Annotated in this window: 11 protein-coding genes and 3 pseudogenes; 9 read left to right on the top strand and 5 right to left on the bottom strand. The window is 68.8% G+C overall.

Annotated features, from left to right (window positions below; all coding sequences use genetic code 11):
• Positions 1 to 251: 251 nt before the first annotated feature.
• From ABZX40_RS16445 to ABZX40_RS16435, 3 genes are read right to left on the bottom strand one after another with little or no spacing between them, the layout of a single operon-like run.
• Entirely contained in the window at positions 252 to 1220 is a 969-nt protein-coding gene (locus ABZX40_RS16445; RefSeq protein ID WP_355742351.1) for an FAD-dependent oxidoreductase, read from the bottom strand.
• A gap of 19 nt (positions 1221 to 1239) precedes the next feature.
• Entirely contained in the window at positions 1240 to 1653 is a 414-nt protein-coding gene (locus tag ABZX40_RS16440) for an NUDIX hydrolase (RefSeq protein ID WP_355742348.1), read from the bottom strand.
• Positions 1650 to 2309 (bottom strand): NUDIX hydrolase, encoded by a 660-nt coding sequence (locus tag ABZX40_RS16435; protein ID WP_355742345.1) that lies wholly within the window; start codon positions 2307 to 2309, stop codon positions 1650 to 1652. The genes ABZX40_RS16440 and ABZX40_RS16435 overlap by 4 nt, the downstream gene beginning before the upstream one ends.
• A 407-nt stretch (positions 2310 to 2716) precedes the next feature.
• Between ABZX40_RS16435 and ABZX40_RS16430 the strand changes: the two are divergent.
• The 9 genes and pseudogenes from ABZX40_RS16430 (at position 2717) to ABZX40_RS16390 (ending at position 10991) form a co-directional block, all read left to right on the top strand.
• Positions 2717 to 3226, top strand: a pseudogene (locus ABZX40_RS16430) (nucleoside-diphosphate kinase).
• A gap of 80 nt (positions 3227 to 3306) precedes the next feature.
• Positions 3307 to 3608: pseudogene (locus ABZX40_RS16425) on the top strand (hypothetical protein).
• Positions 3609 to 3766: 158 nt separating this feature from the next.
• Entirely contained in the window at positions 3767 to 4351 is a 585-nt protein-coding gene (locus tag ABZX40_RS16420) for a hypothetical protein (protein WP_355742342.1), read from the top strand.
• A 39-nt stretch (positions 4352 to 4390) separates the two neighbouring features.
• A complete protein-coding gene (locus ABZX40_RS16415; RefSeq protein WP_355742339.1) occupies positions 4391 to 5155 on the top strand; it encodes a hypothetical protein in 765 nt (254 codons plus the stop codon).
• A 2-nt stretch (positions 5156 to 5157) separates the two neighbouring features.
• Positions 5158 to 6552 (top strand): hypothetical protein, encoded by a 1395-nt coding sequence (locus tag ABZX40_RS16410; RefSeq protein ID WP_355742336.1) that lies wholly within the window; start codon positions 5158 to 5160, stop codon positions 6550 to 6552.
• 63 nt (positions 6553 to 6615) lie between these two features.
• Complete coding sequence (locus ABZX40_RS16405) at positions 6616 to 7353, top strand: methyltransferase domain-containing protein (RefSeq protein WP_355742333.1); 738 nt, start codon at positions 6616 to 6618, stop codon at positions 7351 to 7353.
• A gap of 121 nt (positions 7354 to 7474) precedes the next feature.
• Complete coding sequence (locus ABZX40_RS16400; protein ID WP_355742330.1) at positions 7475 to 8002, top strand: ATP-binding protein; 528 nt, start codon at positions 7475 to 7477, stop codon at positions 8000 to 8002.
• 456 nt (positions 8003 to 8458) lie between these two features.
• A complete protein-coding gene (locus ABZX40_RS16395; protein WP_356162559.1) occupies positions 8459 to 9511 on the top strand; it encodes a hypothetical protein in 1053 nt (350 codons plus the stop codon).
• Between the two features lie 772 nt (positions 9512 to 10283).
• Complete coding sequence (locus tag ABZX40_RS16390; RefSeq protein WP_355742325.1) at positions 10284 to 10991, top strand: hypothetical protein; 708 nt, start codon at positions 10284 to 10286, stop codon at positions 10989 to 10991.
• Positions 10992 to 11009: 18 nt separating this feature from the next.
• On the opposite strand, the pseudogene ABZX40_RS16385 reads toward ABZX40_RS16390, so the two are convergent.
• Positions 11010 to 11192: pseudogene (locus ABZX40_RS16385) on the bottom strand (IS5/IS1182 family transposase); the annotation flags it as partial.
• Between the two features lie 176 nt (positions 11193 to 11368).
• On the bottom strand, positions 11369 to 11872 hold the full coding sequence (locus tag ABZX40_RS16380) for a hypothetical protein (protein WP_355742322.1): 504 nt from the start codon (positions 11870 to 11872) through the stop codon (positions 11369 to 11371).
• Between the last annotated feature and the right edge of the window lie 93 nt (positions 11873 to 11965).

Here is an 11965-nt window from a genome sequence, read left to right as displayed (position 1 = left end):
AAGAGGGATCACGCGTCCATCAGCGGGGACATTCCATGTCCGCCTGCGGGGAGCCGATCAGACCGCCTGCGGGGAGCTTTGCACTTCCGCCGTCACCGCCCATAGCCTCAGCACGCCACGCCGTCAGCGTTGCCCCCGCGCCCCCCGCCTGTAACCGACGGCAACGAGGTCATGCAGAGCGTAATCACTGTCGCCCGCGATGCCGGCGGCGCAGACGACGACGTACAGGAAGGGCTTCGGCGACGGTTCGTTCACCGCGAGTCCCACCTGTCGGCGGCCACGAGGTTTGCGGCTTCTTCGGCGCAGCCCCACGAGAGCGTGACGCCAGCGCCCCCGTGCCCGTAGTTGTGTACGACCACAGTGGCGTCCTCCCCACACTCGGTCTCCACGCGAACTGCGGAGCGGGTCGGCCGGGCGCCTATCCGGTGCTCCAGGACACGGGCATCGACAAGACGGGGTTCGACCTCGGCGCAGCGGGCCAGGATGTTGGCCGCCGCGATGTCATCGGCGGCCAGGTCGCCCTCGCCGTCGATGGCGGTTCCGCTCAGGACGACGGTGTCGCCGTGGGGGTAGAAGCACAGCAGGTCCGGCGAGCGGCAGGTGTCCTCGGAGAAGAACTCGGTCAGCCCTGGATTGGTGACGACGACGTGCTGGCCTCGGATGGGCCGCAGCTCAGCGTCCGGGGCTAAATCCTTGGCACCGAGGCCCGTGCAGTTGACGATCACAGGCGCAGGGCCGGCGTCCGCGAGATAGGCCAGACGTCGTCGTTCGACCGTTCCCTCAGCGGCATCGAGGCGACGCAGAAGGTAGTCGAGGTAGGCGGGCATGTCGATCAGCGGCACCGTGAAGCGGTAGCCGGTCGAGAATCCGGTCGGCAGTTCGGCCAGCTCGCACAGCCGGAAGCCGGGCAGGGTGGTGGCCCAGTCTGGTGGCGCCACGGCTGCGCGGGATGCCTCGATGCCGCTGGTGAGCCGGACACCCGTGGACGGGTCCTTCGCCAGCTTGCGGAAGACCTCCAGGGACCGCTGACCCCACTGGTCGACCTTGTCCTTCGGCTCGACCAGATACGGCCCCCACATCGCCCCGGCCGCCAGTGACGTGACGCCGGGCACCTGCTCGGCGATCACGTGCACTGAGGCTCCTGCCTCGGCGAGAACGATCGCGGTGGTGAGCCCGGACACTCCAGCCCCGACAACGACCAGGCGCTCGTCGGTGCTCATGACCCTGACCTGAGGCCGCTCAGGAAAGCAGGGTCGCGTCGAGGTAGTCCTGCACCGGCTCGAACAGTCCGTACGGCACGTACTCCGGGATCTCGCCATGGGCGACCCAGGCCAGTTCGGCCAGCTCCTCGGTGTCCGCGACGTGGGCCGTGCCGTTCAGCACCTCGCAGGCTGTGTACGACATCAACCGGCCCGTCTTCGGGTGGACACGCTCGCCGAGCAGCTTCACGGCCGCCACGGTCAGTCCGGTCTCCTCCTGGGTCTCCCGCACGGCAGCGTCCTCGCGAGCCTCGTCGGGCTCGACCTCTCCGGCTGGGAACTGCCAGGAGAGCTGCCCCTCGCTGACCCGGCGGCGCACCATCAGCACGCGTCCCTCGTTCACGACGATGGCGGCGGCGATGCCTGGGCGCCCGTCCGTGTTCTGGTTCGTCACGTCTGCTCCTCCAGGACGGCCAGGATGGGTGGGAAGATCGTATCGACGGGGATGAAGCGGGGCACCGCGTTTCTGGGGACCCACATGACGTCGATGTTCTCGGCCGCGTCGCTGTTCGTGGCCTCGCCCGCCAGGTACTCGCAGAGGAAGTACTCGCACAGCACGCCGGTTGCGGGGTGAAGCCGGTTCCCGAGGTGCTGCCGGATCGCGCAGTGGACACCGGTCTCGTCCAAGGTCTCCCGCACGGTGGTGATCTCCGCCTTGCCGCCTGGCTTGATGACGCCGGCCGGGAACTGCCACGTGATTCCGGCGGCGGCATCGTCCCGCCGGCACACCAGAAGGACGTCACTGTCGCGGACGACCACCGCGATGGCCACCCGCAGCGCCTGCGCGCCTGGCGGTGTCGAGTCCGCCGTAGCCTGCTCCTTCGCCAGCAGGAGCGCGAAGCGCTGTCGCGCAGCCGCAGGAGCCTGCTCATGGGCTGTGTCGAGGAGCTGCTGCATCTCCCTGCGAGGCACGAGGGCTGCGTCGGCGTGCCAGGTGGCCACCGTCCTCACGGCGATGCCGAGGTGAGCGGCGAACTGCTCATTGCGGAGCCGTAGGGCGGACTGCAACAGGCAGGCGTACCGGCCGCTCCAGCGTTCGATCACGTCCACAACACTGCCCTCTCGTCGCCGCCCCGGTGCAGGAAATCTGCGCACCGCAAGTGCACTCCCACTGCACTGGCACTTCATGGTCACGCGGGAAGAGCCCCGGAAGAATCGGAGTCACCAGGGGGCAAGGAATCACCCGTCGGAGGGTCAGTCCTTGGAAGGCGTATGAGAGGCGCGAGAGCGCCAGACGACCACAGGGAGATTCTAGGTGCGTACCCCCAGCGGATAGCGGCGACAGATAAGTTGGCTGAATCGGGACTCTCGATGGGCGATCGGCCGCACCTTGGGCGATGTTGGCCCGTCCGGGGCATTGCCCGCCCGCCCGAACCGCCTTGCCAGCGCCGGTAACCTCAGCGGATGACGACTGATTGTCCGTCATGTTCGGTTGCCAGTAAGGCGAAAGGGAGTCAATGGCCGAGGTTCAGGCACCCACCGTCGAGCGCACGCTCGTCCTGCTCAAGCCCGATGCGCTGGCGCGTGGCCTGGCAGGAAGGATCATCACGCGGTTCGAGGACGCCGCACTGAAGATCGTCGGCACGAAGATGAATTGGATGGACGAGTAGTTCACCCGCAAGCACTACTTCGACCTGGAAGAGCGGCTGGGGTCGGAGGTCTACAGCGTCACGGCGACGTTCATGCAGCAGGGGCCGGTCATCGCCCTGGTGCTGGAGGGCTTCGACGCCATCGCCACCGTTCGCAAGATCGTCGGCAGCACGTACCCGAACCAGGCTCCGGCCGGCACCGTGCGGGGCAATTTCTCTCACTACAGCGCGGCAGCCAGCACCGCCTCGGGCAAGGCGGTCGCGAACCTCGTGCACGCCTCCGGCAACCCGGAGGAGGCCAAGCAGGAGGTGGAGCTGTGGTTCGACAAGGACGAGCTGCAGGACTACAAGACGCTGGCCGAGATCTACACGTACTAGCAGCGGGTCGCGGCGTCACCGTGGGGACGCCGGGGCGTTGATCACCACTGGGGCACGACCGCAGGAACCGAGAGGGCACCATGACCAACCAGACCCGCTTAGCCTCCACGGACGAGCTGGAGTCGATCTTCCAGCGTGAGCTGGCGCGACCGACCGGTGGGCGGCCACTGAGACCGCGTACGCCCTGGCCGTGCGCCATCGTGACCTGGGCGACTGGCCGGGGTCGCGCGAGTGGGCCCAGCAGTGCCTGCGTCTGCTGGAGGGCTTCCCCAGCGAGACGGAGGAGCAGGTCGTCACCAGCCGCACGTCGGTGGGCGGCGTTCAGTTGCCGACCTACCTGCACTCGGGAGTCGTCGAGGAACGCTTCGGCGCCCTCGGCTGACACCCACCGCTTCACCGGGGTGATGCGGCCGGTACCCGCATCGGCCGCATCACCCCGCGCTCGAACACCAACCCCATAGCGATCGCCCGACCGGACAGCCCCCGCACGGCAGGGTCCGGCTGGCTTCGCCATGCCTGAAACGAGGAGGCAGCAGCCCCGTGGCCGTCGAGATCGAGATGCGCGCCCGCTTCACCAAGGAGGTCCACGACCTGCTCGTCACCCGCCTGAAGGCGGACGGGGAGGACCTGGGGCCCGACGACAAGCACATCTACTTCTATGTGCTCCCCGACCAGCTCCTCAAGGTCACCGACAACACCGCCGCCGGCACCGCCAAGATCACCCTCAAGGGGAGCAAGATCGGGCAGGGCACGGCCTTCGCGGAGACCGAGTTTGCCATCTCCCCCGCCGACGTTCCGGCCGCGGTGAAGGTGTTCAACGCCCTCGGGTTCGAGACGGCGATGCACGAGGCGTTCAACTTCCGTCACAACTTCCGCTTCGATGGGGTCGAGATCGCGGTCAAGTGGAGTGAGGCGTGGGGCTATCACGCCGAGTTCGAGGTCCTGCTGGAGGACAGCGCCTCGGACGCCGCCCGCGCCGAGGCCGAGGCCAGGATCACGGACGTCGCCACGGCGCTCGGCGTGACCCTGATGACGGAGCAGGAGCTGGCCGACTTCACCGCCGCCTTCGAGGCGGCCGAGAAGGAGCGCAAGGAGCGAGAGCAGCAGGCCGCGCCGATCCGGTAGGGAACATCACCGCGGAGACCACCAAGGGGGTGGGCACGAGTGAGCACGACCCCGTCGACCGCAAGTCTGATCGACCTGGCTGCCCGAGGGCAGCTCCCGCTCCACCAGCACATGGACCACCCCACCATCGCGTGGATCAGCGACCACAGGCCCGGCCTCCCGCCGACACCCCAGCCGCCCTTGCGCCCGCAGTCGAAGGAGCTGCTCGCGCACGGCGGGCTGCCCACCCGCTGGTGGGCCGACGCCCGCCTGTACGCATCGCTCCACGGCGTCCGGCACGCCATGAGGACGGCGGCGCTCGCCGCCGTCCTCGCCGAGACGAACGGCCTTGACGACGCCGACGCCGCTACGGCGATCCTCGCCGCCGCCGTACATGACTGCCAGCGGCGCCACGACCAGGACGACCGCGGACATGGCGCCCGCGCGGCCATCTGGCTCGCCGTGAACGCCGACGCCGTCTGGGGCCACTTCGGCCTCGCCGCCACACCCCGGCGAATCGTGCAGGCGGCCACCGCCGTCCGACTGCACGACATCCCGTACGAGGGGTTCACCGCCGACGACAAGTCCGACCACGCCCGGGCCGAGCGCATCACCGACGTGGTCAAGGCCGCCGATGCCCTGGACCGCTACCGCCTGCCGAAGCTGAAGTGGTGGCCGGACGCCCGGTACGTCCGCGAGCCCGCCTTCGACCGGTTGCGCGGCCTCGCCTTCGACCTGGTCCTGGTCTCGGAGCGGGCCTACCTCGCCGGGGCCAGCGAGACCGCAGCCGTCCGCTACGCCCTCGCCGAACTGGGTCTGGTCTGACCATGGACTTCCTCGACGCCTACCACCTGTGGGCCGACGCCCACGCCTTCTACGACTCCACCCTCATACCCAGCCCCGCCGACCACACCGACCCGCTCGCCACCCAGGCCGCAGGTTGGGACCGACGTCTCGCCGAGGAGACCCCGAACGGCCACCTGCTGCGGCAGAACGCCCTCTTCGAGGCCCTGAGCGGAAACGGCAAGCTGCACCTGCTGTACGTCACCCACGCCCTGGAGGAGATCAGCCGGCAGGGAGTCCTCTACCCGTCGGGCGGCTGCCTCGTCGGAAGCATCTACTGCGCGCCGCTCACCGCGACCGACCAGGGCTTCCGCATGCACAACCTCGGCGCCTACGTCCTGACCAAGGAAGCGCCGACCTTCCTGGCCAAGCTCGGCGTCACCGATCGCGTCCCCACCCCGCTGGTCTTCGAGATCGACACCCCGCCGCAGGCATATCGCGGTCTCGCCGGCGTGGACTACCTGCGCCTCGGCCTCATCCACCTGCGGATCTACAGCCACCTCGAATACCTGCTGAGCAAGAACGAACGGCACCAGCTGCGCGAGACCGTCGTCAGCCGGGTCAAGAACTCGGCCGCGTTCCTCGCCACCGCTGCCGCCGTCGCCTACCAGGGCACCCAGGTCGACGCCGAGCCGTTCCTCAAGCTGCTCGACGAGACGATCCCCCGCCTCCCGATCCTCGGCTACCTCTACTTCGAAGCGGTCGCCGAGTACCTGATGCTCCACTCGGCGTCTCACCACACCCGGCGCCTGGCCGAGCTCGGCGAGCTGAACAACTGGCTGTACAAGGAGATGCTGTTCGCCTCCTTCCCCACCATGGCCGGCAAGTTCGACCTCGCGAGGTTCCGTCCCTGTCCGAAGCAACTGGCCGCGCTCATCCACCGAGTCGACCCGACCATCGACACCAGCCACGCGAGCGCGTACCTGGTCGAGCGGATCAGCTACCTCGTCGCCGCCCGCCTCTTCGCGCCCGGCGACGCCCCCGAGGCCTGGCATCGCACGCGTTGGGAGTTCGACTCCCTGGCCACCCAGCTCGGACCGCTCCTCGGCCACCTCATCCACCGGGAACTGCGCACCTTCGGCCGCTACCCCGACTTCTACTTCTACTTCGACCAGCACAAGGCGCTGCAAGCCTGGAACTACTGGAACCACATGGACATCGTCGCCCCGTTCAACGGCACGATGCCCAAGGGCGAGATCGGCATCAACCCGGCCTACCCCAACCTCGAATACCGCGTCTGGCGCGCCGAGCAGGACGGCAGCGGCCACCTCCACCCGGCCGAGGAGCTCGCGCTGACCATCGCCCCGCGCCTCGTGGACATCAAGTACACCCTCATGCGCAACAACCAGTGGACCGCCCCCGCGCCCAGCGCCGCCTGATCACCGCCGCCGCCATTCGTGGCCCACCCCACCCCGAGCAACCTCACACGCGGGAGATCCGTGATGAGTCCCTCCGGCATGCCCTCCGTCGACCTCCTCGGCGACCAGATCGCCTCGGTCCTCGCCAACCCCGCCACAACCCATGGCCTCGCCCGCACCCTCCGGGCCGCCGCCAAGGAGATCGAGCTGCACCGCTACCACCACGCCAGCCGGCGTGCCTGGCCCAACGGCCGCATCGACGACAAGCCCGCCAAGGTCCAGATCGGCGGCGGAGCCCACCGCATCGACGACTTCTTCAACATCGACCTCGTCCCGCCGGCCGACCTCCTCTGGGACATCCGCGAGGGCATCCCCCTCCAGGACGACAGCACCGACGAGATCTTCTCCGAGCACTTCCTGGAACACATCGACTACCCGCGCTCGGCCAAGCACTACGTCCGCGAGGCCCACCGCGTCCTCGTGCCGGGCGGCCAGATCATCACCGGCGTCCCCGACGCCGCCTTCGCCCTCAACCGGTACCCCGGCCCCCTGGACACCGCCGACGAGACGATCGAGCGCTGGTACGCCAAGCGCGACTGCCGCAGCGATATCAACACGCGGCTCGACCTCGTCAACCTCGTCTTCCGCGACCAGGACGACGACCCCACGTACACCCCGCACCTGTGGGCCTACGACCACGAGAAGCTCGTCCAGCTCTTCACCGAGGCCGGCTTCACCACCGTCGAGCCCTGGACGTTCGACCCGACCATGGCCAACCCGAAGCGCCGTTGGGGCAGCGTCTACGTCGTCGCCACGAGGTAAACACCTCAAGCAGCCCGCGAGGCCGAGACACCCCGTCCTTTGCCGTCCAGGCCTCGCGGGCCTCCACTCACGCCACAGCACCCCGCACCCGCCCGGCCATTTCGCCGAGGGAGCCACCAGCATGAACCAGGTCCCCCCGTCCATCAGCGAACTGACCCTCGCCGCCACCCCCAACGCCGTCGCCTGGGCCCGCCGCCACACTGTCGACATCCTCCAGCGCTGGCGCTTCCCCGACGAGGGGATCGAAGTCGCCCGGCTCCTCGTCTCGGAGCTGGCTACCAACGCGATCCGGCACGCACGCCCCACGAAGACGTCTGAAGCAGCCGCTCATTCCGTCAGCATCGGCACGATCGTGCTCACGCTCTGGCCCATCGACAGCGGCATCATCCTCGCGGTCAGTGACCCCGACCCTCGACCGCCGGCACCTCGCGCAAGTGACGCCAGCGCCACCGGAGGCCGCGGACTCGTCCTCATCCAGACCATGGCCAACCGCTGGGGTTGCTCCCCCACGCAGCCACACCCTGGGAAGGTCGTCTGGGCAGAGATTCCTGCTCGTCCCAGCAGCGCCCTGAGGACGCCAGGAGTCGGCGGTCAGCAGGCTGCCCCGATACTCATCGGGCGAGTCCTGACCTGCCTGCGCGAGCTGTAGTCGAGCCGATCAGCCGTGGCACCGCGCAGCGATGGCTGGGCTCGGGCCCCATGAACCTGCTGGCGACCGCCACAAGCGCCGACGTTGAGGAGCAGCAGCCCAAAGGAGAACCGTTCTCGGTGCACGGCTGGTGATCCGCGTGCGCCACCGACATCGTCGGCACTGGAGCGGTGTTCACCACCGCACAACCGCCCGCCCGCCATCGACGCGAGCCTCGCGCCCAGGCAACGGCCTGATGATCGCCGCGGGGCGTCCCACGCCAGGGCCGCCCACCAGGACGAGCAGTGCACGGCCGTTTTGGGGGGATCGCCGCCGAGCCAGCGCCGGTCCCTGGAGATCAGCGAAACGGCAGGTATGCGGACAGTGCGGCCCCGATACTTGGGGCCACCACGCCAGGGCCGTGCGCACGATTTACCGCAGTGCGATGTCGGTGTGCGACCACCATCGAGGTGAAGCATGAGCAGTCCCTTACGGACCAATCAATACGCGGGCAGTTGCGCTCGATGCGGCAGCGCAGTCGAAGCCGAGGCCGGAGTGCTGCTCCGCAGCGTGTGGGGTGGCTGGGTGGCCTATCACCCGGAGCACGCCCCGGAGCCCGACCCGGACGGCACCACATCCGACCCCTCGGCGATGCGCGCCAACCGGCGGGACGGGGAATGCGAGGTGTGCGGCTCGGTCGTACCGGCGGGGCTCGGGGTACTCGTGAACACCGGTTTCGGCGGATGGGACGTCTACCACCGCGATCACGTCCGTGAGCCCGCGCCGCCGCCCCGGGGCCATCACTCGGGCTGGCATAAACGCCGCCTGATGTCCCTGGACATCGCGACGACCGGCAACCGCTACGGAGTCGACCGCATCCTCGGCGCGGCCCTGCGCGGCACCGACGGAACGGATCGTTCATGGCTCATCGATCCCGGTCCCGATCCGGACTCCGGTCCGTTGTCCGTCGCGCCAGGCAAGAAGCATGTCCTGTCCCCGGACCACGCTCGCGCCTCCGGGGTGCCCGCCGCCCAAGCACTGGAAGAGCTGGCGGCTGCGCTGACCGAGCATGTGGCCGGCAAGGAGCCCCTGGTCGTCTGGCACGCTCCCTTCGTACTCACCACGCTGGAGACGGAGTTGCTCCGCCATGGGCTCACTCCGCTGTCCGATCGCCTGGCCAAGGGCCTGGCACCGATCTGCGACCCTCTGGTGCTGGACCGGCATGCCGAACCCTTCCGCTCCGGCGGACGCTCGCTGGAGAAGGTCTCCGAGTGGTACGGCATCCCGCACGAACACCCCGGTGACCCCTCCTGCGACGCCGAGACCGCTCTCGTTCTCGCCCAGGTGATCGCGGCCTGCCACTCCGCCATCGGACGTCTGTCCCGGCCCGCGCTCCACCGGGAGCAGGTGGGCTGGCACGAGCAGTACGTACGGGAGGCCGAGGCCCGCCACCCCGACAGGGATCGGGACCGCCTCTGGCCTCTGGAGGCGGTACGGGTGATGGCGTGGCGGGAACACGAACCCGCCTGACATCTGACCTGTTGTGAGCCCCTGGGCGCGGCTTCGGACGTCCAGCAGGGCCGAAGTTTCGGTCCACGGAGACGAGGACCATTCGGACGGCAGCGCGGCGATTCGGACTGCCGATCCACACCGGGCGATGCGCCTCGCCGACAGACGAGGACCCATGGCCCGATGGGGCGGCACTACCGTCAGCCGGAGCTCTCGGGACGCCGAGGGAAGACCTCGCCGACCGGCCACCGCTCTGGCAGACCGAGCGCGGTATGGATGGGACAAGCTGCGAGCCGGTGCTCGACATGGGCTCCCGCCAACCGTGCTGCGGCCCACGCAGGAAGGACGGGAGCGGAAGCGATGCGGAGTCGGAACTCCGCCAGAGAGCGGGAGTGTTCTTCGTCCAGGTCCACGGGGCTGGATTGCCGACGGTGAGCACGCCGCTCCACGAACCGTCGGACGCCGAGGCGCACCCCTCGTACATCACACTCACCGAACAACACCGTTTCGGCCCCGCCGTCATGAGCCTGGCCAATGACCTCGCGTACGGCGGTGTCCTCACGGGCGGCCCCCAGGTGTCGCGCACGAGGCCGGAGAACGACCCGGAGATCGTCCTCATCGACACCGATGGCCTGGACGAGCTGGCTCGTGCCCACCTGACCGGCAGCCGAAAAGGATGGTGGCCCGCCGGATCGCTCATCGTTCGGGCCGTGGCGGAACTCCATCGCGAACAGGGTAGGAGGCCGGCATTGTCACGCCGTACGGCGTGCAGGCCGAGGCTACGCTTGAGGCGTTGCGTGACGTCGAAGGTACCGGCCGGCCACTCGCGGAGGTCGGTACGGCCCACCGGTTCCAGGGCCGGGAATTCGATGTCGTCGTCTTCGACACGGTGGAGGGCAGCGGCGACAGCCGCGAGCTGTTGATGGCCCTCGCTCATCGTCAACCGGGGGCCGACCCGTGGCACCGCAACGGCATCCGTCTGTTCAATGTGGACGTGACCCGGACGAAGACCCGGCTGTACGTCATCGCCGGCGGAGCCCGCGTCAGGAACGCCAAACCGGGAACGGCCCTGGCCCGGATCGCCGCGCTGACCGGGTCCTCGGGCGTTCGGGTCCTGAAGGCCAAGCATCTCATCGCTCCGCCGACAGCCCCGGTCCCGTTCCGCGGCGAGTTCGGCACGGCTCTCGCGGAGGTGCTGAGTCGGCATGTGGAGGTGACCGACGTTCACGATGAGACAACCTTCTACGACACCTTCGCCACGGAGATCAACCGAGCAGAGCACTCTCTGTGGCTCTGGGCGCCGTGGGTCGCAAAGCGGCTCAGCTCCCTCACCCGCCGAAGTGCGGCCGGTGCCACGGCACGGAGATCGAGATCCGACGGCGGAAGAACGGCAACTGGTTCTGGCGCTGCTACGCCACCCCGTGCAAGACAGCCCCTTCTGGCCGTTCCAGCGCCTGGACCCAAGACATACACCTGCGCGGCAGTCGCTGAGGGGTCCTGACAAAGGCGTCGGACGTGTCCGGTGGGTGATCAGACTGATGGCGAGGCCGAGCAATACTCCCTGGATGTCGTTACGTCTCTGCCAGCGGATGCGCAGGCGGCGGAAACCGTGCGATCAGGCGATCGTCCTCTCAACGACGTACTAGAAGAGGCCCAGGCCGGAACCGTGCGCCTGGCCCCGCCCGGCGATGGCCGGGCGGAGGCAGGGCTGCCGCAGCAGGCGCCGGTGTGGTCGTGCGGACGTCCAGGCCGAGGAACACGCGACAGGGGAAAAAGTCATACCGGACCCGGAGGCCAGCGGCCCTCTTGCAGGACCACGAAGAACACAACGGGCGGCTTCGGGCCGGCGGGCCCCGTCAGGTCTGCGGTCGTCCCCGGTCAGGAGAAGATGTCGGCCTCGTAGACGGTGCTGTGTTTCCAGGTTCCGGCGGGGAAGCTGGACTGCCAGGTGCCCAGGCGGATGTTCAGCTTCTCGCGTTTGGTGAGTTTGCCGGTGACGTGGATGACCTTCGAGTCGGAGGTGCCTTCGCCGCTGCACCCGACTTCTTCGGAGTCCTTCCAGGACTGACTGACGCCGCCGTGCTGGAGCCAGGCCGTCGTGCGCGCGGTCTCATAGCAGTTGACGTTCAGGTATCCGCTGATCGCGTAGGAGCCGTCACCCGTCCATGTGAGGTCGCCCTGGAACGATCCGCGTGACATGCCCCGCTGGACGAAGAAGCCGATGGGGTCGCGATTCTGGTCGGTGGCGACCGTGGACAGGACCGGCGCGCCGGATGGGGCTGCTGCGCTCGCTGCGGTGGTGCCCGGCGCGGCTACGGCCGCGGCCATCGTCAGGGCGGCCAGGGAGATCAGCGCTGTCCTGCCGGGCGTGGGAATGGTCATGGTGCGTAGTGGTCCTCTCGTCGGGAGGCCGGGGCGGGGCGCCGCGGATGGGTCGCGGTCCACGTTCCGGTCGCCCTGGCCCTGCGGGGCGAC

It is taken from the genome of Streptomyces sp. NPDC004610 (assembly GCF_040609715.1).
Lineage (GTDB): Bacteria > Actinomycetota > Actinomycetes > Streptomycetales > Streptomycetaceae > Streptomyces.
Note: the sequence above shows the minus strand (reverse complement) of the source record. Positions and strands in the feature narration are given on the sequence as shown.